The organism is Pantoea latae (genome assembly GCF_002077695.1).
Taxonomy (GTDB): Bacteria; Pseudomonadota; Gammaproteobacteria; order Enterobacterales; family Enterobacteriaceae; genus Pantoea; species Pantoea latae.
Genome location: NZ_MWUE01000025.1, coordinates 127,785 through 150,586, shown reverse-complemented (window position 1 = coordinate 150,586; position 22,802 = coordinate 127,785). Strand labels below are relative to the sequence as shown.

General features: G+C 62.6%; 27 protein-coding genes. 6 read left to right on the top strand and 21 right to left on the bottom strand.

The features are described 5' to 3' along the window. The 15 genes from B2J69_RS17095 to B2J69_RS17030 form a co-directional block, all read right to left on the bottom strand. On the bottom strand, positions 1 to 606 hold a 606-nt coding region (locus tag B2J69_RS17095), incomplete at its 3' end, for a phage tail protein (protein ID WP_174580920.1). Continuing rightward, complete coding sequence (locus B2J69_RS17090; protein WP_081140839.1) at positions 603 to 1,211, bottom strand: phage tail protein I; 609 nt, start codon at positions 1,209 to 1,211, stop codon at positions 603 to 605. The genes B2J69_RS17090 and B2J69_RS17095, both read right to left, overlap by 4 nt. Beyond that, positions 1,204 to 2,112 (bottom strand): baseplate assembly protein, encoded by a 909-nt coding sequence (locus B2J69_RS17085; RefSeq protein ID WP_081140838.1) that lies wholly within the window; start codon positions 2,110 to 2,112, stop codon positions 1,204 to 1,206. The genes B2J69_RS17090 and B2J69_RS17085 overlap by 8 nt, the downstream gene beginning before the upstream one ends. A gap of 4 nt (positions 2,113 to 2,116) precedes the next feature. Beyond that, a complete protein-coding gene (locus B2J69_RS17080; RefSeq protein ID WP_081140837.1) occupies positions 2,117 to 2,464 on the bottom strand; it encodes a GPW/gp25 family protein in 348 nt (115 codons plus the stop codon). Continuing rightward, the gene (locus B2J69_RS17075; protein WP_081140847.1) at positions 2,464 to 3,054 is read right to left on the bottom strand and encodes a phage baseplate assembly protein V; all 591 of its coding nucleotides are present in this window, start codon (positions 3,052 to 3,054) and stop codon (positions 2,464 to 2,466) included. The genes B2J69_RS17080 and B2J69_RS17075 overlap by 1 nt, the downstream gene beginning before the upstream one ends. A 71-nt stretch (positions 3,055 to 3,125) precedes the next feature. Further along, positions 3,126 to 3,581, bottom strand: a complete 456-nt coding sequence (locus tag B2J69_RS17070; RefSeq protein WP_081140836.1) for a phage tail protein — start codon at positions 3,579 to 3,581, stop codon at positions 3,126 to 3,128. Then, positions 3,514 to 3,834 carry an Rz1-like lysis system protein LysC gene (lysC, locus tag B2J69_RS24380; RefSeq protein ID WP_236722746.1) on the bottom strand — a complete coding sequence of 107 codons (321 nt, stop codon included), beginning with the start codon at positions 3,832 to 3,834 and terminating at the stop codon, positions 3,514 to 3,516. The genes B2J69_RS17070 and lysC overlap by 68 nt, the downstream gene beginning before the upstream one ends. A gap of 255 nt (positions 3,835 to 4,089) precedes the next feature. After that, positions 4,090 to 4,599 carry a lysozyme gene (locus B2J69_RS17060; RefSeq protein WP_081140834.1) on the bottom strand — a complete coding sequence of 170 codons (510 nt, stop codon included), beginning with the start codon at positions 4,597 to 4,599 and terminating at the stop codon, positions 4,090 to 4,092. Then, complete coding sequence (locus B2J69_RS17055; RefSeq protein WP_081140833.1) at positions 4,583 to 4,807, bottom strand: HP1 family phage holin; 225 nt, start codon at positions 4,805 to 4,807, stop codon at positions 4,583 to 4,585. The genes B2J69_RS17060 and B2J69_RS17055 overlap by 17 nt, the downstream gene beginning before the upstream one ends. A 2-nt stretch (positions 4,808 to 4,809) precedes the next feature. Then, positions 4,810 to 5,013, bottom strand: coding sequence for a tail protein X (locus tag B2J69_RS17050; RefSeq protein WP_081140832.1), 204 nt, complete (start codon positions 5,011 to 5,013; stop codon positions 4,810 to 4,812). Positions 5,014 to 5,363: 350 nt separating this feature from the next. After that, a complete protein-coding gene (locus B2J69_RS23660; RefSeq protein WP_094078524.1) occupies positions 5,364 to 5,555 on the bottom strand; it encodes a hypothetical protein in 192 nt (63 codons plus the stop codon). A 166-nt stretch (positions 5,556 to 5,721) separates the two neighbouring features. Continuing rightward, a complete protein-coding gene (locus B2J69_RS17045; protein ID WP_081140831.1) occupies positions 5,722 to 7,692 on the bottom strand; it encodes a replication endonuclease in 1,971 nt (656 codons plus the stop codon). Then, entirely contained in the window at positions 7,692 to 7,916 is a 225-nt protein-coding gene (locus B2J69_RS17040) for a TraR/DksA C4-type zinc finger protein (RefSeq protein WP_081140830.1), read from the bottom strand. Before B2J69_RS17040 ends, B2J69_RS17045 begins: the two co-directional genes overlap by 1 nt. Then, positions 7,916 to 8,134 carry a DUF2732 family protein gene (locus B2J69_RS17035; protein ID WP_081140829.1) on the bottom strand — a complete coding sequence of 73 codons (219 nt, stop codon included), beginning with the start codon at positions 8,132 to 8,134 and terminating at the stop codon, positions 7,916 to 7,918. The genes B2J69_RS17040 and B2J69_RS17035 overlap by 1 nt, the downstream gene beginning before the upstream one ends. A 70-nt stretch (positions 8,135 to 8,204) precedes the next feature. Continuing rightward, the gene (locus B2J69_RS17030) at positions 8,205 to 8,492 is read right to left on the bottom strand and encodes a hypothetical protein (protein ID WP_081140828.1); all 288 of its coding nucleotides are present in this window, start codon (positions 8,490 to 8,492) and stop codon (positions 8,205 to 8,207) included. A 362-nt stretch (positions 8,493 to 8,854) separates the two neighbouring features. Between B2J69_RS17030 and B2J69_RS17025 the strand changes: the two genes are divergently transcribed. From B2J69_RS17025 to ddlA, 3 genes are all read left to right on the top strand, one after another. Continuing rightward, entirely contained in the window at positions 8,855 to 9,469 is a 615-nt protein-coding gene (locus B2J69_RS17025) for a phage repressor protein CI (RefSeq protein WP_081140827.1), read from the top strand. A gap of 114 nt (positions 9,470 to 9,583) precedes the next feature. After that, positions 9,584 to 9,916: a hypothetical protein gene (locus tag B2J69_RS17020; protein WP_081140826.1), complete on the top strand. Its 333-nt coding sequence runs from the start codon at positions 9,584 to 9,586 to the stop codon at positions 9,914 to 9,916. A gap of 87 nt (positions 9,917 to 10,003) precedes the next feature. After that, positions 10,004 to 11,098 (top strand): D-alanine--D-alanine ligase, encoded by a 1,095-nt coding sequence (ddlA, locus tag B2J69_RS17015; protein WP_081140825.1) that lies wholly within the window; start codon positions 10,004 to 10,006, stop codon positions 11,096 to 11,098. 3 nt (positions 11,099 to 11,101) lie between these two features. On the opposite strand, the gene B2J69_RS17010 is transcribed toward ddlA, so the two are convergent. The 4 genes from B2J69_RS17010 to B2J69_RS16995 all read right to left on the bottom strand — a co-directional run bounded on the left by B2J69_RS17010 (position 11,102) and on the right by B2J69_RS16995 (position 16,389). Next, entirely contained in the window at positions 11,102 to 12,526 is a 1,425-nt protein-coding gene (locus tag B2J69_RS17010; RefSeq protein WP_081140824.1) for a GGDEF domain-containing protein, read from the bottom strand. Positions 12,527 to 12,902: 376 nt separating this feature from the next. Continuing rightward, positions 12,903 to 14,372, bottom strand: a complete 1,470-nt coding sequence (locus B2J69_RS17005) for a SulP family inorganic anion transporter (protein WP_094078525.1) — start codon at positions 14,370 to 14,372, stop codon at positions 12,903 to 12,905. A gap of 2 nt (positions 14,373 to 14,374) precedes the next feature. Continuing rightward, the gene (locus B2J69_RS17000) at positions 14,375 to 14,995 is read right to left on the bottom strand and encodes a carbonic anhydrase (RefSeq protein WP_081140822.1); all 621 of its coding nucleotides are present in this window, start codon (positions 14,993 to 14,995) and stop codon (positions 14,375 to 14,377) included. Between the two features lie 584 nt (positions 14,996 to 15,579). After that, positions 15,580 to 16,389, bottom strand: coding sequence for a 5'-nucleotidase, lipoprotein e(P4) family (locus tag B2J69_RS16995; RefSeq protein ID WP_081140821.1), 810 nt, complete (start codon positions 16,387 to 16,389; stop codon positions 15,580 to 15,582). A 99-nt stretch (positions 16,390 to 16,488) separates the two neighbouring features. Between B2J69_RS16995 and B2J69_RS16990 the strand changes: the two genes are divergently transcribed. Both B2J69_RS16990 and B2J69_RS16985 read left to right on the top strand, forming a co-directional pair. Next, on the top strand, positions 16,489 to 17,214 hold the full coding sequence (locus tag B2J69_RS16990) for a polyphenol oxidase family protein (RefSeq protein ID WP_081140820.1): 726 nt from the start codon (positions 16,489 to 16,491) through the stop codon (positions 17,212 to 17,214). Positions 17,215 to 17,305: 91 nt separating this feature from the next. Next, positions 17,306 to 19,321, top strand: a complete 2,016-nt coding sequence (locus B2J69_RS16985; protein WP_236722745.1) for an oxidoreductase — start codon at positions 17,306 to 17,308, stop codon at positions 19,319 to 19,321. Here B2J69_RS16985 and rlmG read toward each other — a convergent pair whose 3' ends face one another. Next, the gene (rlmG, locus tag B2J69_RS16980; RefSeq protein WP_081140819.1) at positions 19,322 to 20,440 is read right to left on the bottom strand and encodes a 23S rRNA (guanine(1835)-N(2))-methyltransferase RlmG; all 1,119 of its coding nucleotides are present in this window, start codon (positions 20,438 to 20,440) and stop codon (positions 19,322 to 19,324) included. Positions 20,441 to 20,521: 81 nt separating this feature from the next. Between rlmG and B2J69_RS16975 the strand changes: the two genes are divergently transcribed. Further along, positions 20,522 to 21,025: a M48 metallopeptidase family protein gene (locus tag B2J69_RS16975; protein WP_081140818.1), complete on the top strand. Its 504-nt coding sequence runs from the start codon at positions 20,522 to 20,524 to the stop codon at positions 21,023 to 21,025. On the opposite strand, the gene B2J69_RS16970 is transcribed toward B2J69_RS16975, so the two are convergent. Then, entirely contained in the window at positions 21,022 to 22,710 is a 1,689-nt protein-coding gene (locus tag B2J69_RS16970; RefSeq protein WP_081140817.1) for a chloride channel protein, read from the bottom strand. The two genes, B2J69_RS16975 and B2J69_RS16970, sit on opposite strands and share 4 nt — an antisense overlap. Positions 22,711 to 22,802 lie beyond the last annotated feature (92 nt).

Below are 22,802 nucleotides of genomic sequence, written 5' to 3'. Positions count from 1 at the left end.
GTTTTGTAGAACATCCGCCACCTTCCCCGCGCTCTTAACCTCCGCCAGCGCATTAGCAATCTGCAGATACTGCTTATGCGGGTTCGCCGCCGCGACGTGGTCAGCGATGCCTTTATCCGCATACTGCTTCGCCTCGATTACCCCGTTATCCACATACTGGCGCGTCGCCAGCACCACGGAGGGGTCGATCTTCAGCGTCACCGCGTCGGTGCTGTTCACGATGATAATCATGCGCACCGTCTGCGTGCGGCCGCTGCCCTCCTGCAGCTGCGGCTTATAGGTCTCCGCGCAGTTGGCGACGGCAATCATCACGCCGTCGGCGTCGAACAGGCCGATTTCGCGGATCCAGAAGCCGCCTTCGTTCTCGGGGATAATCTGCTCAGCGATAATCTGGCTGCTGTTGGCCGCATCGACGCTCAGGGAATTGAGCGCCGCGCGGCGTTTTTCGCCCACCAGCGCCGTCTGCGAGGCGTTCGGCGTTGGCAGCGTGCCGCCGCCGTCGCCTACCGCCATTTCCGTAATTTGCAGCTTCGTGCCGAGCGCCGTGGCGTTTGCCAGCTTTGCCGCGCCCTGATTGGTCAGCAGGGCATAATATTTCGTTGTCATGTGCGCACTTCCGTCAGGTCAATTAAATGTACCGCTGCGCCGGTGTAGCCTGGCCCGTTCACGGTGATGATTTCAGGGGTATAGGGATAAATTGTCAGCTCGTCGCCGCTGTAGCTGGCGACCGCCATCGGCAGCGCGCCGCTGGCGTCCAGATTGATCGAGAGGCCGATCAGATGCCGGCTGCACGGCTTCGCATCGGCGATCAGCCGCTCCAGTTCGTTGTACATCGCCTCGGTGATGCCGGTGTCGAGCACGCCGACGTCGAGGCGAAACGTGCCCGGCGCGTCGCCGGTTTTCCACCACTCGGTAATACGGATCAGATAGCCGAGCGGCTCGACGATACGCCGCAGAGAACCGATGGTGCCTTTATGCCGGTGCACATACTCCGAGGCGGCGACGACACTGCGTTTGGTCGCCTCATTCCAGTTGCTGTCCCAGCGGTCGACCGACCAGGCCCAGGCAAGATAAGGCAGCAGCGCAACCGGGCAGGTCTGCGCGTTCCACAACTGGCGCAGCGGCACCGGCGTCGCCTCGATAGCCGCGCAGGCCTGCGCGGCGGCAACCTCGAGCGTCGAGGAGCCGGTCGGCAGCAGCCGATCACTCATCGGAGCCTCCCACCGCGATGCTGTAGCCGCTGCAGTACGCGGCCTGGGTTTTATCCAGCACCACATCGGCGGCCGGCTGCGCCAGCTCGACGCGCTGCACCCCTTCCACATGCAGCGCGGCATAGAGCGCCGACTGGCGGATATCGCGCCCCAGCCGCGCCTGGGCGTTGATAAAGGCGATCAGCTTTGCCTCGGCGGCGGCGCGGATCGGCTCCGCTTCCGGGCCGGGATAGAGATAGAGCGTGGCGTCGACGCGGTATTCGACAATGGCGGCCGTCTGCACGCTGACGCGATCGGCGACCGGGCGCACATCCTCATCGTTGAGCGCGTTGGCCACGATGGCGAGCAGATCGGCGGGCGCCGTGCCGTCGCCCTCGCGGCTCAGGACGGTGATCACCACCTCTGCCGGCGCCGGACTGGTGGCGGAGACGTCCGCCACGCGGCCGTCGGCGCTTTTGGCGTGATACTCGTAGGCGCCGCTCGGCCCCGCCACGCTCAGCCCTTCAAACGCGGCGGCGATGCGCATGCGGAAATTGTCGTCGCTCTCCATCAGCGCCGCGGTCGGCGGCAGCGTGCTGTTGTCAGCGGCCCGCAGGGTCAGCCGCGTCACGCCGTTATTGGCGCCCAGCTGGTCCAGATCGCTGCCGGTCGCCCAAGCGACCATATTGGCTTTCGCCGCCTCGTTGATGCGCTGGCGCAGGATCAGCTCGCGATAGGCGTTCTCCTGCAGCAGCTTCACCAGCGGCTCCGACTCCAGCGTCAGCGTGCGGGCAAGCGCCGCCTGCTGCTCGGCGGGATAGAGAGAAATCAGCGTCGCCTTGCGCTCGGCCAGCAGGGCTTCGTAATCCAGCGTCTCCACCACATCGGGCGCAGGCAGCTGGCTCAGGTTAATGGTTGCCATAGGTTCAGCTCACGGGAATAGTCAGGGAAAAATCTTGCGTGGTATCACTGCGGCTGCCGGTAAGTTCTACCGTCATGCCGCCGTCATACGACGCCTCATAGTCGATCGCGCTCAGTTGAATACGCGGCTCCCACTGCAAAATCGCCATATAGCAGGCGGACATAATTTGCAGACGCAGCGCCGGGTTTTGCGGCTGGTCAATCAGCGCCGACAGCAGCGAGCCGTAACGGCGACGCATCACCCGGGAGCCAAGCGGCGTGGTCAAAATATCGCGCACCGACTGGCGGATATGCTCCATGTCCGCCAGCGCCGCGCCGCTTTCGCGATTCATGCCGAGATATTTCTCCGTCATCACTGCGGCCCTCCTGAGAGATCGCCGCCCGACTTCACGCCGCCATGCTGATGGGCGTGCAGTACGATGCCGTTAGAGCTAAGGCTGCCGCCGCTGTGGGTGACGTTGCCCTGCAGCGTGCCGCCGCCGGTCACCTCCAGCGTGGCGGTTTTCAGCTTTGCGCTGCACTCCACCAGCGGCGCGTCCAGCAACACACTGACCGCCGCCTGCACGGTGGCACTCTGAATGCCGCTCGCCTTTAGCGCGCCGTTCTGCGGTTCATACTCGATGACCGCGCCGTCGGGAAACGACCAGTGCAGCGCGTCGGCCGAGGCGGAAGGCGCGGGATGGCTGTCGGAAAAGATGCCCGGCAGAATAAAACCGGTGTTCAGCTCGCCGCCCAGGCTGAGCAGCAGCACCTGTTCGCCGACCGACGGCGCGCTCCAGGCGCGCGATCGTCCGGCGCGGGCGCTGAGCCACGGCAGCCAGCCGGTTTCGTTGTCGCCGCTGCGCACGCGACAGCGGCCGTTCGGCGCATCCACCGCCGAGACGGTGCCGATGCGGATAAGGTTGCGCAGCAGGCGCAAGATTTCGCTGATATGTTCGTTCATGTCGCTAGTGTTACCCGTGGTGCGTGCGGCCAGCAACGCGGCGCCGACCGCTGAGAGATAGCAGGACAGCTTTAGCGCTGCCACTCACTGACCAGCGCGCCGTGCACCCAGAGCTGCAGCGGCGCCTCATCGTTAGCCGGCGGCGTCGGCTCGCCGGGAAAGGTGACCTGCAGCGCGCTCTGCTGCTGCGTCACCAGCACGCGCTCGCTCAGCTGCAGGCCGATGCTGAGCGCGCCGGCGGCGTCGGTCGCGAAGGTAAAATCGCTGCGGCGCTTGTCGGCGTTGCCCATCATCTCCGGCTGGTTATCCCGCAGCCAGGCGAGCAGCGGCACGATCGCCGCCTCAATCTCCTGCTGAACGTCGGCGATGGTTAATTCGAGCCGGTAGCGATACTCAAAGGAGAGCGACGGCGCGCTGGTCGCCACCACCGTTCCGGCGGCGATGCTCATGGTCAGCCGCTCAGGGTTTTGCTGTAGCAGCGGCACGCTGCGGTTCAGCGCCGCGCGTAGCTGTTGAGGTTTCTGCATCCTGTTGCTCCTGGCACTCTTTTATGATTTCAATCTGCAGCCCGCACGACGCGAGCGCAGCCTCTAGCTGACGGTTATCTGCCGCCAGATCGCCCTGCGTCTGCAGGCGGTTGCCCGGCACTGGACAGCTGGTCACGCGCGGACAGCCAGCCCAAATAATCGCGGGGGTTGTCGAAGGCGGGACGGCTGTGCAGCCGGATAACATCATCAGGCAGAGCGGCAGCAGACCACTGGCGTAACGCCTGGCGGGCATCGGTTTCCCTCGCAATTTGTCGTTCACGGTTGAGGGCGAGGCGGCTGGCGCGACTCTGCTGTTCACGCAGCGCCGCCTCGCGCATAGCGTTCATCTGCGCCTGCTCGCGCAGACGGACAATGATTTGGTCGCGGCTGGCGAGATCGGCAGCGAGCGCGGCGTTGGCGCGCTGCACCTCGCGCAGCTGCGCGCCGCGCCAGCCGGTCAGGGCGAGCGCCAGCAGCAGCCCCGCCAGCAGCGCAAGGCACAGGCGCGTCACGGCACGCCTCGCAGGCACCAGGCGCGCTCGCGCGCGCGCCGCTGCGCCAGCCCGGCGTTTTTCACGCCGTTGACGTAGATCCAGCGCGGCAGCTGGTCGCACGCCGCGCGCCAGCGCTGCTGATTCAGCTCGCGCGCCAGCGTCGAGCGGCAGGCCGCGCCGGCGCCGACGTTAAAGGCGAAGCTCACCGCCGCATCCCAGACCGGCTGCGGCATCGTCACCGGCACGCAGCGGGCGAGCTGACGCTCGACGCGGATCAGATCGTCAACCAGATTGACCGCCGCCTGGCGCTCGCTGACCGTGCTCTGCGGCGTGACGCCGGCGGTATGGCCGATGCCGTTGGTCCAGACGCCGGCGCTGCACTGATAGGGCGAGGTGCGGCAGCCCTCAGCGTCGGCCAGCAGCCGCAGCCCGTCAGAGGAGATTTTCAGAGTGGCGAACCGCGGCAGCAGCGCGGCAATTGCCACCACGGCGACCACGGCGCAGCGCTTAGCGATCTGACTCAAGGCTGCCTCCCTGCGCGCTGGCGCGCTGCAGCTCATAGGTTTTGCGGCGGTAGTGCCAGTTGATGAAAAAGGTCGCCACGTTAACCATCAGGGTGATCACCGCCACGCCGGAACCGACTAAAAACGCGATGTCCTGGATGGTATGGCGGCCCAGCCACATCAGAAACAGGCTGACCAGGTAGTTAATCAGCGAGCTGGTTTTCTCCATCTTCAGTCCCACAGATTGACGGTTTCGCCTGTCGCGGCGTCTGGCAGCTCGGGCAGCGTCAGGGCATAGCCGTGCGGCAGAACCGCACCGCGCTCGGCGAGGCCGGGATTGGCGGCGTAAACCTGCTCCACCGCCTGCTGCGTGCGGCCGTAGTAGCGATAGCAAATCTCGTCGACCGTATCGCCCTGGCGGGCATAGATGTTCATGGCGATAGCTCTCCATCGGGCAGGCTAAAATGGTGCGTCACTCTTCTCTTTCTCCCCTAAAGGCGGTAGGCAGGCTCGCGTGTGAGCCGCTTCGCGGTTGTATTCGGCGGCGCCTGCGCGTCATCCGGCACTGGCAGTCTCCTCGCTGCAGGACCATGGCTCAACGTCCACCTGTCCGCTGAAACAGGGGTAAACAGGGAAATCGCGGCGCAAAAAAAACGGCACCCAGAGGGTGCCGTTATCGCTTCACTGTTGCCGTGCCGGGACGGCGCGCGCATCAAGGGGAAAGGGTGGGGATCTGCCGCTTTGCAGCAGTCAGGCGATCGCTTCTCATTGCCATACCTGCGTTATTATTTATTAGTGGGTATAGCAGAAAACGAAACGGCGAACTGCTTGTTTTTTATCATCATATCGCCAGCAATCTCGGCGATTAAAGCGAGGGCCACTTCTCGGTCGCGCTCCCTGCAAACTCCTTCAGTGGTCAGTCGTGCAATAAGCTCAACGCGCTCAAGCATTACCTGTTCTTGTAAGTCAGTATCCACTTTCCCTCCCCCATTTTATAACTGTATATCTATACAGTAGCACAGCATGCAATCTGATATAAAGAAAATTAACTGCGCAGCCTGTCTGGCTCAGGCCATTGATATTGCGCCTCTTTTATCTAACAGCGACTTAACGCAAATGTGAAAACAGCGCGGAAAAAGGGCGTTACGGCGCGCTGTTTTGCCGGTAAAAAAACCCGTTTTGAGGGAGACAGGCGAGGTTTTTAACCGCCAGAGGGTCACCATGATTCAATGGCGCTAACCGGTCTGGCCGCCGCGCCGTCTGCGTACAGTTAATAACAGAACTCCAAGAGGCGTTGTCGACAGGAAAACGCGCCTGCTCCTCTTTGCGCTTCGGCACCAGTTTCCAGTTCACCAGCCGGGTCAGCAGCGGCTTCTCCGCGCCCACGGCGGTAAGGTAAACGCCTTTGATGCGCGTCATCTCTTCACCCCAGCTGTTGCGCTGTCCGGCGGGTTGATACCAGCTACGCACCGCCAGCTCATCGCGACGCACCAACGGGCCGCCCTGCGCGTTGACGTAGGCGGCCCAGTCGCCGCGGTCGGCCGCCTCGCGCGCGTCGGCCAGCGTCTCGCTCATTGCGCGCAGCCCCTCGCCCTCTGTTATGCGGCGCAGCTCGCGCCAGACCGTCACCGGCGCGCCGCCGATAAACTGGAACTGCCGGATATGCCAGCGACTCGCCCAGGCGGATACCGCCGCCGCGCAGTCGCGCAGGCTTGCGCCGCTCTCATGGTCGCGCTCGCCGTCGAGCGCGTAGCCGTCGATATTTTTGGCGATATATTTAGCGATATAGCCGGTGGCGCTGCCCTTTTGCGGATCGATGGCCGTGGTGTGAAAGCGCGCCCTGCGCGCTTTTTCGCTCTTCAGCTCGTCGTTGTCCTGCTGGCAGGCGTACTCTGTCAGGATCTGGCGCACCTGCGCCACCTGCTGAGGGCGCATAAACAGCAGCAGATGCCAGTGCGGCGTGCCGTCATGATGCGGTTCGGCAACGCGAATGCCGAACAGGCGGATCTGTTCGCGGTGCAGTCTGGCGCGTACCTTCTGCCACAGCTGGCAAAGGTAGCGCTGCGTCTCCGCCGGGCTGGCGCCGCGCCATTTCGGGTTGTGCTGGCCGCTGCTGAGGGTGGCGTGATAGCGCGCCGGCGCGGTGAGCGTGCAAAACTCGCCGACGTAGCCCATTTCGTGGCAGATAGTTTCAAAGCCGCAGATGCGCGTCATCAGCTCGCAGCGGCGGATCGCCGGGTTGGCGACGCTACCGTCATGTTTATCGATCAGGCTGATGCGGTTGCCCTCTTCATCCTCCAGATCCATGCTCTGCAAAAAATCGCGGGTGCGGCGCTTCTGCTCGCGCCATTCGGCGATGGTCGCGCGGCTGGCGTAAGGCGAGCGGGTTTTACTGACCTGCGCCAGCGCGATCTGCAGATGTTCGCGCCAGGCAGCGGCGAGTCGACGCAGTCGCCCTTTCCACCACGTCTCCGCCTGCATACGCATAATGGCTGGCGTCGCCTCTTCCGGCGCGAAGAGACGCGTGGTGATCTTTTCCCACAGCGGCGGCGTCTGGCGGAACTCGCGGGTAACGGTGGCGGCCAGCAGATAGAGCTGATGGCTGTAGCGCCAGTCCGATTCATCGCGGCTTTGCGCGTGCAGCTGCGCCAGTTCAGCGAAGATAAAGCGGGCGATATCGCCCGCCAGCCGATCGACATCGGCGCGCGCCATATCGGCCAGACGGTTGAAGCGGCGCATCAGCTCCCACAGCGTGCCGGCCGCCGCCGCCGCGCCTTTTTCCTGCGCGGCGTGACCGCTCAGCAGCGCAGCGGTGCCGCGACGCATTTCCCCGAGTCGATACTGGGCGCCTGCCTGCTCCACGCGCGGCAGCAGGCGTTCGGCGAAGGTGGTGGTCAGCCAGGCGGCGGCCGCCGCCGTGCCTCTCTCCTTCTCCAGCTGGCCGTGACGCAGCCGGATAACGCGCTGCACCAGCGACGGCTGCTGCTCCAGCGCCGTCCACGCCTGCGCCTGCGCAGCGAACTGTCGGCTGCGCCGCTGCATCTCGGCGTGCGTCGGATAAGGCGAGGCGATAGCCTGACGCGGCGCGCGCCACGGCCAGTTTTCGTGCAACATCAGACGCCGCCCTGATAGTGGCGAGCGCGCCGTTCGGCCAGCTCCTGGCAGCCGACGCAGCGAGACACCCCGTTGAGGGCGCGGCGGCGCGCTTCAGGAATGGCGCTGTCGCACTCCTCGCAGAAGAAGGCGCTGACGCCTTTGGGCCGCTGCGTCACGGCGGCGATATCCTGCGCCAGCCGCTCCGCCTGGCGCTGCTGCGCAATATCCATGGTATCGACCATCAGTGCAGCTCCTCTGACTCATCGCGGTAGCGCTGCGCCTCATGGCGAATCAGCTCGGCGGCTTCGATGCCGTTAAGCCCCTGGCGGCTGATATGCGTCGCCATCGCAGCCAGACGCGCGGCGACCGCCTGCGCGCGGTCTTTGCGCTCGTCGGCGCGCGCCGCGGTTAGCAGGGCGTTGAGCGCCTCATTTTCAGCACGGTGAACAGCGTGTTTCATCTCATCTCTCCTGAATGCGGGCAAAGGGAAGCCCGACGGGTTGACGTCATTAAGTTGCAGTGGGTGTTAGTTATTCAGACAGATAGCGGTCGGCGTCGGAAAACGCGCGCGGCCAGCGCCGACCCCAGCGCACCATTTTGTTCATGGCAGCGATAATCAGCGCGCGTCGGGCTTCGTCGAAGGTTTCAAAATTTTGGCCAACCTCCTGCAGGCGAAAGCTGCCGGGCTTTTCCCGATTCGCCAGCGTCAGCACGCAAAATTTGCATTCGTCGTCCTGTTGGTTGAAGGCGACCAGCGCCGGATTACGGCTGTTGCTGCGCATCTGCCGCCAGCTTTTGCAGAACTCGTCAAAGCTCATGGCAGCCGCTGGTTGAGAGTGACTATTCATCATAAGTGAGTCAGTTGAGCTGAAAATTAACAGAAAAAGAGCCAGCCCGACCGGCGGCACGTTCTGCCGCACCGGCAGCGCGTTTTCCCCGGAGCGCATGTCGACATAGGGCGCGCCCGTTGGCCAGCAAAAGGCCGTATTGCCTGATAAAAAGCGCGCCAGCCCGCCGTTTAAGGCTTACGGGTAATAAAAGAGCACGCGCTATGGCATTTGTAATGTCGGGCTTCATAGGGCATCATCTCCAGTTAACGTAATGTCAGCGTTATGCGATAACATTCACAACGCAGTGATGCTAATTCAAATATGTTAGTAACACAAGAGGAAGCTCAAAAATGTTAGTCACTAATTTTAACGGGAGCGGCGGGGCTATCCTCGACAGGCTGATTCAGGCCTATGGGTTCAAACAGAAATCGCAGTATGCCGATCATGTCGGGCTCTCCTCGAGCAACCTGGCAATGCGTTATAAAAGAGACGCTTTCCCGGCCGATCTGGTAGTGCAGTGTCTGATTGACACCGACGCCGAGCTGAACTGGATCCTCTACGGTCAGGGCGAGGCACCCAGCGCAGTAAAAGCGCTGGCGGCGGAAAAAGGCAGCGAAAGCCACCCGATCAAAAGCCTGACGGAGATTGAGCGGGTAAAATTAACAAATGGTGAACTCAGTCCTGTCGATTTTGTGACTCTGGAGAGCAAACTGTTTCTTGATAAGGTGGCGGCCAATAGCAACCTGCTGGCGGTGATTGAAGGCGAGCAGCAGTACATCATTAACCGCAGCTACAAGGCGGTGGTGGACGGCAAATGGCTGCTGGATATTGAAGGCATGGCCAGCCTGCGCACCCTTGCGCGTCTGCCCGGCGGACGCGTCAGAATTAGCGGCGGCGACGCCGAGTTCGAATGCGCGCTGAATGAAATTGCCGCGACGGGTATCGTGGTGATGACGCTGATTTAACGGTGCTGCGCTTTCCCTGTCGATAAGCGCAACCCTTTAGCTCATTGAGCTGCCGTTATCCGTTACGCGCTATACTCCCCCGCCTTGTTCCCTGCTACGAGCGTACCCACAGCTATGATCGCCCGACTGAAATATCTTCTCCCGCTGCTTCTTCTTGCCGCCGCCGTCTGGTACTGGCTGACGCCGCACTACAGCAAAGAGGACGAGGCCTACTACGTCTCCGTGTTCTGCGCCATTCATCATGACGACAGCCGCCGCTTCGTGGCGGATATGCGCACGGTAATCGAAGGCGGCAACTCTGACTATGCGCTGCAAAAAATCCATTTTCAGCCGCGCCTCGGCCAGCAGGTGGTGGATGCCTGGCAGGGCCTGAGCGCGGCGCAACAGGCGCAGGTGCGCGCCGACGCCGGCCAGTGCCGCAGCCTGCTCTCCGCCGCGCTGAATTAAGCGCCTCGCTGACCCGCGCCATGCCGTTACAGGGCGAAATCTGCATGTTATCTTGTGGGTTTCGCATCATCTTTCAGGCACGTTCTTATGACAAAACTGCGGGTAGGCATTGTGTTCGGCGGCAAGTCGGCCGAGCATGAAGTATCGTTACAGTCGGCTAAAAATATTCTCGATGCGATCGATAAAACGCGCTTCGAGCCAGTGCTGCTGGGCATTGATAAACAGGGTCAGTGGCATCTGAACGACGCCTCAAACTTTCTGATCAACGCGCAGGATCCGGCGCTTATCGCGCTCAATCGCGCCGGCGAAAGCGTGGCGCTGGTGCCGGGCGCGTCGCAGCAGCAGGTGATTGCCCGCCAGAGCGGCGATGCGCTGTCGCAGATCGACGTGATTTTCCCCATCGTGCACGGCACGCTCGGCGAAGATGGCTCGCTGCAGGGGCTGCTGCGCATGGCGTCGCTGCCTTTTGTCGGCTCTGGCGTGCTCGGCTCGGCGGTCAGTATGGATAAAGACGTCACTAAACGTCTGCTGCGCGACGCCGGTTTGCAGGTCGCGCCCTGGATCAGCGTCACCCAGGCGCAGCGGCCGCGTCTTCAGGCGGCCGACGTGATTGCGCAGCTGGGGCTGCCGCTGTTTATCAAACCGGCTAATCAGGGGTCGTCAGTAGGCGTCAGTAAAGTCGACAGCCTCGAGGCGTTCAGTAGCGCGCTGGATCTCGCCTTTTCCTTCGACCGCAAGGTGCTGATTGAGACCGGCATTAAAGGGCGGGAAATCGAGTGCGCGGTGCTGGGCAACGACGATCCGCAGGCGAGCCCGTGCGGCGAAGTGGTGGTGCACGACGCCTTCTACTCCTACGAAACCAAATATATCAGCGAAACCGGCGCGCAGACCCAGGTGCCCGCGGCCATTGACGCAGAGCGCAGCGAAGCGATCCGCGCGGTGGCGATCAGGGCGTTTCAGGCGCTGGAGTGCAGCGGCATGGCGCGCGTCGACGTCTTCCTGACCGAGGCGGGCGAGATTATCGTCAACGAGGTCAATACCCTGCCCGGCTTCACCAATATCAGCATGTATCCCAAGCTGTGGCAGGCGGCGGGCGTCAGCTATCGCGATCTGATTAGTCGACTGATCGAACTGGCGCTGGAGCGTCATCAACAGAGCAGCCAGCTAAAAAGCAGCGTGTAGCCGCTAGGCTACCTCGCCCGCCAGCGTCAGCGTGCGGAAGGCGGGCGAGGTCTGATTACGCCCGTTGCGCTTGGAGAGATAGAGATTTTTATCCGCGGCGGAGACCAGCTGGTTAACCACGCTGTGCCAGTCGCGCTCCTCGCCCGCGCGCCCCTGCGCCAGTCCCAGGCTAACGGTCACAGTCACCGTGTTGCCCTGCAGCCAGAACTTCTCTTTGCCTATCGCCTGACGCACCGCCTCCGCCAGCTGAAACAGCTGCGCGGCGTGGGCGTCGAACAGCACGATGGCGAACTCCTCGCCGCCGAACCGGCAGATGCGCCCCTGGCTGCCCACCACTTTTTGCATCCGCAGCGCAATCTCCTCCAGCACGCCGTCGCCCGCATCGTGGCCGAAGTTGTCGTTAATCGCCTTGAAGTAGTCGACGTCGATCAGGATCACGCCGACGCTGCGCTGGGCGGAGAACGGCTCCTCTTTCAGGCTTTCGTACAGGCCGGAACGCGACAGCAGCTGCGTGAGAAAATCGTAGTTGGCGCGCAGCGCGAGCCGCTGGTTGAGCTGGCGCACCGCATCCATACTGACGGCGACGATCAGCGGGCTAATCGCCACGGTAGCGACGCCGAGACGCGCCGAGGTGAGATGGCTTAACGGCAGCAGATTGTCGTTGCCCTGGATGTTCATCACGCCGTGCGAGACCAGCACAATTTCGGTGATGCCGGTCAGCAGGATCACCAGGCTGGTTACCGGGATCGGCAGGACGATGGCGCACCAGATCAGCGCCGGCACCGGAAACGTCAGGCTGCCCGCGCCGCCGATCATCGCGCCCACCACCAGCGACAGCAGCACGCTGAGCACCGGCAGCCATTTGCCTGGCGCCAGCAGCGCGGCGAACGACAGGCTACGCCAGCCGCGCGCCAGCAGGAACGGCAGCAGCATCAGCCCGGTGGAGAACTGTTCGCTAAACCAGTCGCCCCAGGCGGTGGCGAAGCGGACGTCAAAGCTCATATCCTGCGCCAGTCCACCCCAGGTGGCGCAGGCGAAGGCGGCCAGCAAACAGGCGGGAAAGATACGTAGCGCATTGCCGAGCTGCGTGCGGCTGGAATCGCGCAGGTAGTGCCTGACCAGCATCGAGACGGAAATAATGATAAACAGCAGGTTGGCGATATTGAGCGTGACCGCAGGCCAGGCCCAGCCGGAGAAAACCGTGTCGTTCACCACCATCGCGGCGAAACTGGCAAGGTAGTAGCGAATGCGGTGAAGATAAGGGTGTCGCACGATAACCGCGGCGACGATGGCGTTTACCGGCCAGAACAGCGACAGCTCGGCGGGAATACGCAGATGGCTGCCTAAAAAGCAGAACAGCAGCGTCAACAGAAACAGCGAGAGGGCATTTTTTTTAGTCTGGTGCTCTGCAAACAGCTTAACGCGCATAGGTCTGAACCCTGTAGCCTGTAAATTCCCCGCTCCCTGCCCGTTCTGGACGATCGCCGCACGCCATTAAACCGCACTTGCCGTTCGGGCAATCAGGTGAATAAACGGCAGGGATCGACGCTACTCGCGATGTGGGTAGCGCCGTCTGGCTTTGGGCGCGCCAATTATGCCCTAAACAGGAAAAAACCGGCTATCCGAGATATCTGATTTTTTCAGACAGCTACTCAGTCAAACTAGCGGGTGACATGGACTGAAGAGCAAAGCGTCCCGCGACAGGGATGTCGCGGGCCGAGCTGGCAGGGATGCCGTTTTTTGCGTCTTTGCGATCAGGCCATGTCACCCGCGTAATCACCTGACTAACAGGCGAATCCTTTTGTTACTTCACCGCCACCGGCCACTGGCTCAGGCGAATGCCGCGCTGATCGGCGCTGTCGCCGAAATCTTTCAGCACTGCCTTTACGTCGGGATCGAGATAGTGCGCGTTGTCATGATCGACAATCACCACGCTGTTCTCCGGGATCTCCGCCAGTAGCCCCTGCAGTTTCGGGTTGTGCAAGAAAGTGAGGTTCTGCTGAAAGCGCAGCACATAGTGATCGTCGTAGCGCGTCAGCTGCAGCGCGTTGCGGTGGCTCTTATAGAGGCTGAACAGCATCTGCGTCGCCAGGCCGATGCCGATGCCCGTCAGCATGCCGAACAGGATAATGCCGCCGATAGTGGCGAGAAACGGCACAGACTGCTGCGCGCCCAGCCGGAACTGCTCGACGAACAGCCGCGGCGGCGCCAGCTTATAGCCGGTGTAGAGCAGCACCGCCGCCAGGCTGGCCAGCGGAATGGCGTTCAGCAGATCGCTAAACCAGAGTCCGCAGATCAACAGCAGCACGCCGTGGATCAAGATCGAGAGTTTGGTCTGCGCGCCGGTGCTGACGTTCACCGAGCTGCGCACGATCACCGCGGTAATCGGCATGGCGCCCAGCAGGCCGGCGCTAAGGTTGCCGATGCCCTGGGCGAACATCTCGCGATTGGGCGACGGCGGCGGATTCTGCGGGCGCAGCTTCTTCAGCGCCTCCTGGCTCAGCAACGTCTCGAGGCTGGCGACCAGCGCCAGCGTCACCGCCACCACCCAGACCGCCGGATTTTGCCACGCGTTCCAGGCCGGACGCTCCAGCTGCGCCGCCAGCGCGGAGAGGCTGTCGAACGCCGGCAGCGCGATGCGCGCCAGCTGGTCCGCCATCTCCGGCATTACGCGCCCGCCGAAAACGGTAGCGGCGCAGCCGAACAGCACCGCAACTAGCGGGCCGGGCACCCAGGCCAGCGCACCGACGCGCTTCACCAGCGGCGTGGTCCAGAGCCACAGGATCGCCAGACTGCCGCCCGCCACCAGCATCGCCGGTGCCGAGAAGGTGGTGGCGCCGCTGGCGAAGCCGGCCAGCCCGGCGTCGCCCTCAACGCCAAACGCCACCGGGATCTGCTGGATAATCAGCAGAATGCCGATAGCCGCCAGCATTCCCTTAATCACGCTGCCGGGCACCAGCGAAATAAAACGGCCCGCGCGCAGCAGGCCGAGACCGCACTGCATCAGGCCTGCCAGCACCAGCGCGGTCAGGAAGGCGCTAAAGCTGCCGAGGGTCTCGATCGAGGCGACGACAATCGTCACCAGCCCCGCCGCCGGGCCGCTGACGGCAAAGCGCGACGGGCTTAACGCGGTGACCAGCAGCCCGCCGATCACCCCGGTCAGCAGTCCGGCGAACGGCGGCAGCCCGCTCGCCTGCGCGATGCCCAGGCAAAGCGGCAGCGCCACCAGAAACACCACCAGACCGGCGGGAATATCCTGACGAAGCGTATTCACATTCATGGCGAAGATTCCTCTGCGGATTGCTGAATTAACTCTTTAAGATGGCCCGACTGCAGATCGTACACGCAGCCGAACAGGTCTAGTGGCTGACCCACGTGCCAGGCGTCGCGCACCGGCGCGGTGGCGGCCAGGTGGGCAAACTGCGCCAGCACGTTGACCTCCACCAGGCGGTTCAGGGTTTCGGCCGACGCCGCCTGCTCGCTGGGGACCTCCGCGCCCAGCGCCTGGCGCAGCGCGGCGATGCGGCGCGCCAGCGCCGAGGTTTCCTGCGCCAGCGGCGTGTTCGGCAGATCGAGCGCCGCCTGAACGCCGCCGCAGCCGTAGTGGCCGCACAGCACGATGCGTTTTACGCCGAGATAGAGAATGGCGTACTGCAGCACGCTCATCAGGTTATCGTCGCCGTCCACCACCATGTTGGCGATATTGCGATGGACGAAGAGCTCACCGGGATGCGATCCGGTCAGGACCTCAGCCGGCACGCGACTGTCGGAACAGCCTATCCAGAGGGAATGCGGTTTTTGTTGATGGAGATATTGTTCAAAATAGTCAGGATTACGCTCGCGGCGCTGAAGCGCCCAGCTGCGATTTTTCGCTAATAAAGGTTTCAGTGTCGTCACAATCGTCTCTCTCAACAATCGGGCAGAAGGTATCCAGGCAACAGAGGCAGTGAACCGGCTCACAGATAAACGTGAGCGGTTGGCGAATTAACGCAGCAGGTCACAGAAAACGTTTATAGACGTTTATGAATCAATACGCACCCGCAATTTTATTGCAGGCCAGAGAGGTGCGCTTTTTGTCAATTATTATTCAATCCAGGTAAATATCAGGTAAAGCTAATACAGTGACGACCGCAGCTTATTCGCAGACACATAAAATAAAAATCAATATTATCAATAAAATGAATTAACCATGAAAAAATAAAGAGTTTTAAACTGACAAATATTTACAGCCGCCTGGTTTTGTACATTAGCGGCATTGATTTACAAACGGCCCTTATATACGGAATAGTCCGAATTGCATTCTTAACCATTAGCGTTAAAAACTGGCATTCGGGCAAAAAGGCAGTGCGATCCGCTTAATAACAGCGTGTTTAAAAGTAAGAGATAATAAAATTAATTCGCAAGGATATAATTACCTGCAAACGTAAATATCGGCGCGAAAAATAAAGAGCCTGCTGGCGCAGGCTCTTTCGCTTGACGAATTATTTACCGTTCCAGGCTTTCAGCTGCGCGTCGCGCGTGGAGAGCTGCTGCTGCGGCGTCAGCTTGTTGTAGTTTTCCGCCATGCCGCTCTCCCAGTCGCCATACAGCGGATTGGGCAGCACGATAAACTGGGTGCCGAATCGCTGGTGGTTCTGGCTGACAAAGGCGCGACGCTGCGCGTTGCCCTGATGCCAGGTCGCCGCGCCAAAGTCATTCAGGTTGTCGCCGACGTAGAGCACCACGTTATAGCCCGCCGCCTGGATGGCGTCGAAGCGCGCCTGCTTGTTGGAGCTGCCGGTGCTGAGACGCACCGTCTGCGCGTTGGCCTGCGGGAAGCCGAGCTGCGTCAGGTTCGCCACCGTGGCGTCAAAATCTTTCTGGTCGCGGTTCGACACGTAAAACAGCGTGCCGCCGTGCGAAGTGACGTAGCGGGCGAAATCGACCGCGCCGGGCACCGCCAGCGCCTGCTTCGCCTGGGTCCACGTCGACCAGCTCTGCGCGCTGAACGGCTGGCCGTTTTTCGCCTGCCAGGCGCTGTAGGCGCTGTTGTCGATCATCGTCTCATCGAGATCGACAATCACCGCCCTGGGCTTGCCGGTCAGCGAGGGCGCGGCGTCGAAGGCGAGGCGCGCGCCGTTAAAGGCCTGCCACGTCAGCGCCTGGTATTCGCCGGACTGCTGAAACCAGTTCAGCGCCAGCACCGACTGCTGGCCCAGCTGCTGCTGCGCCTTCTGCGCCGACTGCGAGGCGCAGCCCGACAGCATCAGCGCCATCAGTCCGCTGGTCAGCAGCGTTGCGGTCATTTTCATGTTGTTGTCCTTAAGCCGGAAAGTGGGAAGAGGTAACGCTTTCAAAATGTAGCAGTTAACCTAAGATGAATGCAGCCTAACGCCTCAGAGGAGATTCATATGGGAATCCGCGTACGCTCTACCCTGCTTGATGCGCTGGAGTGGGTTGAATATGCTTTCCAGCCTGCAGGCGAAGCGCCGCCCGACGATGTCGCCTACGGCCATCAGCGCCACAGCGCCATCGTGGTGGATGACGAAGCCAACGTGCCGCCGAAAAGCTGCGAGTCAGACGGTATTATCGGTCTGGGCGCGCGCCCGGTGGCGGTCTACACCGCCGACTGTCTGCCGGTGCTGATCGCCGACAGGCAGCAGCGGCGCGTGGCGGCGGTGCATGCGGGCCTGAAAGGCACGCTGGCAGGCGTGCTGGATCGCGCCGTGGCGCGGCTGTGCGAAGCGGGCAGCACGCCGGATGCGCTCGTCGTCGCCATCGGTCCGGCGATCGCGCCCTGCTGTTACGAGCTGGGCGAAGAGATGCTGACCCCCATCGCGCAGCGCCTCTCCGGCCCGCTGGCGCACTGCTGGCACCGCGAGCAGCCGCGCAATGCGCTGGCCGTCAGGCCACAGGCGATCGGCACGCAGCACGGCATCTGGTTTAACCTGCCGCAGCTGGCGACAGCGATCCTGACAGAAGCTGGCGTGCCGGCGGCGAATATCGAAAACGTCGGCTTTTGCACCTACTGCATGGCGGAAGCGGGATCGAGCTATCGGCGCAACACCCACTTCAACAGCGGCTATCAGTCGCGCTTTTCCTGGATACGCCGCCGGGGCGACAACGCGCTTTTTTGATGCGCCTCACAGCGCGGTAAACTTTCACTTTTTTTTAACATCACCGCGGCTACAGTACACTCATCCGACCACTTTTCTGAGTGATGCCGCCGTGAAGAGTCACGCCTACCCTGCCCTGTTCGCCCCGCTCGATCTGGGCTTTACCCAACTGCGCAACCGCTTCCTGATGGGTTCGATGCACACCGGACTGGAAGAGCATCCTGATGGCGCGCAGCGCCTCGCCGCGTTTTACGGCGAGCGCGCGCGCGAAGGGGTGGCGTTGATCGTTACCGGCGGCGTGGCGCCCAACGCGCACGGCGTGGCGATGAAGCATGGTGCCACGCTTACCTCGCCCGAGCAGTGCGGCTGGCATCGCGCGATCACCGACGCCGTGCACGCGGAAGGCGGCAAAATCGCCCTGCAGATCCTGCACACCGGCCGCTACAGCTACCAGCAAGATCTGGTGGCGCCCTCGGCGATCCAGGCGCCGATTAATCCTTATCTGCCGCAGGAGATGAGCGAGCAGGCGATCCTGCAAACCATCAGCGACTTTGCCCGCTGCGCGCGGCTGGCGCAGCAGGCAGGCTACGACGGCGTAGAGATTATGGGCTCGGAAGGCTACCTGATTAACCAGTTTTTAGCGCCGCGTACCAACCGGCGCAGCGACCGCTGGGGCGGCGACGCGACGCGACGGCAGGCGTTCGCGCTGGCCGTCACCTGCGCGGTGCGCGAAGCGGTCGGCCGCGACTTTATCGTGATTTTTCGCCTGTCGATGCTGGATCTGGTGGAAGACGGCAGCTCCTTGGAGGAGACGCTCACGCTGGCGACCGGGCTGGAGAAGAGCGGCGTCACGCTGTTCAATACCGGCATTGGCTGGCACGAAGCGCGCGTGCCCACCATCGCCACCTCGGTGCCGCGCGCGGCCTTCGCCGCAGCGGCGCGCCGCCTGCGCCAGCACGTTGCGGCGCCGGTGATCGCCACCAACCGCATCAATCATCCGCAGGTCGCCGAAGATCTGTTACAGAGCGGCTGCGCGGATATGGTGTCGCTGGCGCGCCCGTTTCTCGCCGACGCCGCCTTCGTCAGCAAAGCGGCGCGCGGCGCGGCAGAGAGCATCAATACCTGTATCGCCTGCAACCAGGCGTGCCTTGACCAGATTTTCGTCGGTAAGGTGACCTCTTGCCTGGTGAACCCGCGCGCCTGCCACGAAACCCTGATGCCGGTGACGCCGTGCGCCGTGTCAAAGCGGATTGCGGTGGTCGGCGCCGGTCCGGCGGGCATGGCGTTTGCGCTGCAGGCAGCGCAGCGCGGCCATCGGGTGCGGCTCTATGAGGCTGATGAAACGATTGGCGGCCAGTTCAATATTGCGCGTCAGATCCCAGGCAAAGCGGAGTTCAGCGAAACCCTGCGCTACTTTAACCATCAGCTCGCCGCCGCCGGGGTGGAGGTGCGAACCCGCTGGCGGGCGACGCTGGCGGATCTGGACGAGGCGGATGAGGTGGTGCTGGCAAGCGGCATTCAGCCGCGCACGCCGCCGATCCCGGGCATCGATCACCCCAGCGTGCTCAGCTATCTCGAGGTGCTGCGCGACAAAAAAGCGGTGGGCCGACGCGTCGCCATTATCGGCGCGGGCGGCATCGGCTTCGACACCGCGATGTTTCTCTCGCAGCCTGCGCAAGAGAACGACCTTGACCATTTTTGCCGTGAATGGGGCATCGATCTGACGCTGTCGCAGCGCGGTGGGCTGCTGCCCGCGCAGCCGCAGCCCGCCGCCCGCGATATCTGGCTGCTGCAGCGCAAGCCGGGCAAACCCGGCGCGGGATTAGGCAAAACCACCGGCTGGATCCACCGCGCCACGCTGCAGGCGCGCGGCGTGCGCATGTGGGGCGGCGTAGAGTATCTGGCGATTAACGATCGGGGTGTGCATCTGCGCCGCGACGGCGCAGTGGAAATCCTGGCGGTGGATAATGTGATTATCTGCGCCGGTCAGGAGCCGCAGCGCGAGCTGGAGGCCGCGCTGCGCGCGCGCGGCAAAGTAGTACATCTTATCGGTGGCGCCGACGTAGCGCTGGAGCTGGACGCGCGTCGGGCGATTGCCCAGGCGGTGCAGCTGGCGCTGACGATCTGATCAGCGCATCTTCACCGCACGCAGCACCACGAACTTCTGGTTCGAGGCCACCAGCGTGCAGTTGCCGAACAGCTTTTTCAGCTTGTGGTGATAGTCGAGGTGGCGGTTGCCGACGATGCGCAGCTCGCCGCCGTACTGCAGGCAGCGTTTGGCGTCGCGGAACATCTGCCACGCCAGATGATCGGTAACCGCGTGCTGCTGATGGAACGGCGGATTGCAGAGCACCGCGTGCAGGCGATCCGACGGATAGCCGCTCAGCACGTTGTTGACGCGAAACACGCAGCGCGCCCGATCCTGCGGCCGGTTCAGCTCGACGTTCAGCTGGCTCGACGCCACCGCCATATAGGATTCATCGAGAAAATGCACTTCCGCCTGCGGATTGCTCTCCAGCGCCATCAGGCCGATGACGCCGTTGCCGCAGCCAAGATCGACGATCTCGCCTTCGATATTTTCCGGCAGATGCTGCATAAAGAAACGCGCGCCGATATCCAGCGAGGCGCGGGAGAAGACATTGGCGTGGTTATGGATCTGATACGGCGTCTCATCCAGCGGCCAGACGGTGGTGGCCGGCTGCGGCGCCAGCGCGGGCGCGCTAAAGTGGGTGTAGATCAGTCGCGCCTTTTTCCACGCCAGCGAGGTGCGGGTGTCGCCGAGGATCTTCTCAAACAGCTGCAGCGTAGAGTTATGGATCTCTTTGGCGCGCGCCGCCGCCAGGATCACCGTCTCGGCGGTCACCACTTCGCGCAGGGCGCGCAGCTGCTGCTCCAGCAGCGCCAGGGTTTTCGGCACCTTGATCAGCACCGCGGCCGGCGCGGCGGGCAGCGCGTCGAGGCTGCTGAGGAAATGCACTTCGCCGTCGTCGAGTTCATTGAGGCGCAGGTTTTGCCGCGTCGCCTGCTGGCTAAGCCAGGAGTCACTGACGTGCCAGACCGGGCGCGGATTAAGCGCGCAGGTGAGCGCGCCAAAGCTGTCGTTGAACACCAGCGTCGGCCCTTCCGGCAGCGTCTGTTGCAGCAGATATTCATCCGCCGCATCCCACGCCTGAAGCGGACTCTCTTCGCGCATTTGCGGGAAACGATGCAGGATCAGGGTGCGATCCACTAGTTCAAGTTGGCTCATGAATTCTCCGGCTGGTACAATCTGGCTGTTTTACGCCCCAAAAGGGGGGCGCAGTATACTGTCTTTCGCCGGGAATCCCTAATGTCCTCACTTATCTATCTGCAGGGTTATCCTGAGAATATCCTGCAGCAGGTTCAGACGCTGATTGACCACCAGAAGCTAGGCGCCTTTCTGCAGCAGCGTTATCCCGACACCCACGATATCGTCAGCGATAAAGCGTTATATGACTATACCCAGGCGCTGAAAAATCGCTTTATGCGCAACGCGCCTCCCATCAGTAAGGTGATCTGGGATAATAAAATCAAGGTGATGAAGCATGCGCTGGGGCTGCACACGGCGGTGTCGCGCGTGCAGGGCGGCAACCTGAAGGCGAAAGCGGAGATCCGCGTTTCGACCTTTTTCCGCCTCGCGCCGGAGCCGTTTCTGCGCATGATTGTGGTGCACGAGCTGGCGCATCTGAAAGAGAAAGAGCACGACAAAGCCTTTTATCAGCTCTGCTGCCATATGGAGCCGGACTACCATCAGCTGGAGTTCGACGCCCGGCTCTGGATGACGGATCAGGCGATGCGCGGCAACGCAGCCTAGAGAAACTCCTGCGCTTTCTGGATCAGGCTGGTTTTGGTCAGCGCGCCGAGAAAACGCTTCTCCTGCGGATTGTTCAGCACCGGCAGACGCTCCAGCGTGACGCGGGCAAACGCCTCCCACCCTTCGCGCATGCTCTGGTTCTGGTAGACGAAGGGAAAGTTGTCATCCATTACCGTGGCGACCGGCGAATCCAGCGTGATCTCCTGCGCCAGCACCTTACGCGCGATGTCATGGATCGACACCACGCCAAGAAAGGCGCCCGCCGCGTTAATCACGTAAACGTAGCGCTCGCGCTTGAGCGAGCTAACCGCCAGCGCCTGCCCCACCGACTCCTGCGGCTGTAGCGCCGCGCCCGGAATAATCAGCTGCGACACGCGCATGTTGTCGAAGTCATATTTCGCCTCCGAGCGGTTGAAGTGGTTGCCTACCACCGGATAGGTGCTGGCGGACTGCAGCCGATAGACCACCATCGACGCCAGCACCGCAGCGATCATCACCGGAAAGAGCAGCGAGCTGTTGAGCGTCATCTCCAGCACCATCAGGATCGCCATCAGCGGCGCCTGGCTGACGGCGGCCAGCACCGCCGCCATGCCGATGGCCGCATAGAGCAGCACGTTGCCGAGCGGCAGATGCAGCGCCGCGCCCAGCGTCGCCAGCGCCACCCCGAGCAGCGCGCCGATCAGCAGCGACGGCGTAAACAGGCCGCCCACCGCGTTGGAGCCGACCGACAGCGTGGTCGCCAGGGTTTTCAGCAGCAGCAGCAGCAGCAAGCCGGGCAGCAGATAGTGGCCCGCCATGATTTTGACGATCACTTCGTAGCCGTTGCCCAGGATATCGCTGGAGATCAACGCCAGCAGCCCCACCGCCACTCCGCCCGCGCCCAGCCGCAGCGGCAGCGAGCGGATATGGCCGAACAGCGCTTTGCTGCGCGCAATAAGCTTGATCAGCAGCCAGCCCGCCAGCCCGGCGGCCAGGCCAATGACAACCGTAAGCAGCAGGCTGCTTACGTCCATCTGAAAGCTGGCCTCCGCCAGCGGATAGAGCGCGCTGCGAAAGCCGAGCGACCACATGGTCATTACGGCGACGGAGGAGGCGATCACCAGCGGGATCAAACGCTGCAGCGCTGAGATGCCGAAGGCAATTTCGGCGACGAAGATCGCCGACGCCAGCGGTGCGTGGTAGACCGAGGAGAGCCCGGCGGCGGCGGCCATCGCCACCACGTCGCTGTTTTTCAGGTTGAGCGAGGCGGGCAGCCAGCGGCCCAGCATGCTGCCGCACAGCGCGGAGAGCTGCACCATCGGCCCCTCTTTACCGATCGAGGCGCCCGATCCGATGCTGGCGATGGAAGAGAGCGCGCGAAACAGCGAGGTGCGCGTTGGCACCGCGTCGAGCCGCGCGTTAATCACTTCCAGATAGTCGGTTTTGACCGTCTGCTGCTGTTCGATGCTCACCGCATAGCGCAGGAAAAAGCCCGCCAGCACGCCGCCCGCGCCGACCAGCAGCGGCCAGAAGATCCACGGCCAGACGTGCATTGCCACGGTGATCTCGCTGTCGCTGTTAAACAGCAGGCGGTTAATCAGTTCGATCACGCCGCGAAACGCCAGCGTCACCAGCGACGCCGCCAGGCCGACCGGGATCGCCACCAGCAGCGTGGTCCAGTTCAAAGCGTGTTTACTTCCTTTCAAGCGTTTCTCCACTTTTTTCAGCCAGTCGCCGTTGCGCCATCACTATATTGGAAGGCGGATCGCAGGATCAAATTCCCTTGCTTTCCCACGCT

Excerpts from the sequence above, each read along its gene's own strand:
- B2J69_RS17090 (WP_081140839.1), bottom strand. The coding sequence starts at position 1,211 with ATGAGTGATCGGCTGCTGCCGACCGGCTCCTCGACGCTCGAGGTTGCC.
- B2J69_RS17085 (WP_081140838.1), bottom strand. The coding sequence starts at position 2,112 with ATGGCAACCATTAACCTGAGCCAGCTGCCTGCGCCCGATGTGGTGGAG.
- B2J69_RS17080 (WP_081140837.1), bottom strand. The coding sequence starts at position 2,464 with ATGACGGAGAAATATCTCGGCATGAATCGCGAAAGCGGCGCGGCGCTG.
- B2J69_RS17075 (WP_081140847.1), bottom strand. The coding sequence starts at position 3,054 with ATGAACGAACATATCAGCGAAATCTTGCGCCTGCTGCGCAACCTTATC.
- B2J69_RS17070 (WP_081140836.1), bottom strand. The coding sequence starts at position 3,581 with ATGCAGAAACCTCAACAGCTACGCGCGGCGCTGAACCGCAGCGTGCCG.
- lysC (WP_236722746.1), bottom strand. The coding sequence starts at position 3,834 with ATGCCCGCCAGGCGTTACGCCAGTGGTCTGCTGCCGCTCTGCCTGATG.
- B2J69_RS17055 (WP_081140833.1), bottom strand. The coding sequence starts at position 4,807 with ATGGAGAAAACCAGCTCGCTGATTAACTACCTGGTCAGCCTGTTTCTG.
- B2J69_RS17050 (WP_081140832.1), bottom strand. The coding sequence starts at position 5,013 with ATGAACATCTATGCCCGCCAGGGCGATACGGTCGACGAGATTTGCTAT.
- B2J69_RS17045 (WP_081140831.1), bottom strand. The coding sequence starts at position 7,692 with ATGTTGCACGAAAACTGGCCGTGGCGCGCGCCGCGTCAGGCTATCGCC.
- B2J69_RS17040 (WP_081140830.1), bottom strand. The coding sequence starts at position 7,916 with ATGGTCGATACCATGGATATTGCGCAGCAGCGCCAGGCGGAGCGGCTG.
- B2J69_RS17035 (WP_081140829.1), bottom strand. The coding sequence starts at position 8,134 with ATGAAACACGCTGTTCACCGTGCTGAAAATGAGGCGCTCAACGCCCTG.
- B2J69_RS17030 (WP_081140828.1), bottom strand. The coding sequence starts at position 8,492 with ATGAGCTTTGACGAGTTCTGCAAAAGCTGGCGGCAGATGCGCAGCAAC.
- B2J69_RS17025 (WP_081140827.1), top strand. The coding sequence starts at position 8,855 with ATGTTAGTCACTAATTTTAACGGGAGCGGCGGGGCTATCCTCGACAGG.
- B2J69_RS17020 (WP_081140826.1), top strand. The coding sequence starts at position 9,584 with ATGATCGCCCGACTGAAATATCTTCTCCCGCTGCTTCTTCTTGCCGCC.
- ddlA (WP_081140825.1), top strand. The coding sequence starts at position 10,004 with ATGACAAAACTGCGGGTAGGCATTGTGTTCGGCGGCAAGTCGGCCGAG.
- B2J69_RS17010 (WP_081140824.1), bottom strand. The coding sequence starts at position 12,526 with ATGCGCGTTAAGCTGTTTGCAGAGCACCAGACTAAAAAAAATGCCCTC.
- B2J69_RS16995 (WP_081140821.1), bottom strand. The coding sequence starts at position 16,389 with ATGAAAATGACCGCAACGCTGCTGACCAGCGGACTGATGGCGCTGATG.
- B2J69_RS16990 (WP_081140820.1), top strand. The coding sequence starts at position 16,489 with ATGGGAATCCGCGTACGCTCTACCCTGCTTGATGCGCTGGAGTGGGTT.
- rlmG (WP_081140819.1), bottom strand. The coding sequence starts at position 20,440 with ATGAGCCAACTTGAACTAGTGGATCGCACCCTGATCCTGCATCGTTTC.
- B2J69_RS16975 (WP_081140818.1), top strand. The coding sequence starts at position 20,522 with ATGTCCTCACTTATCTATCTGCAGGGTTATCCTGAGAATATCCTGCAG.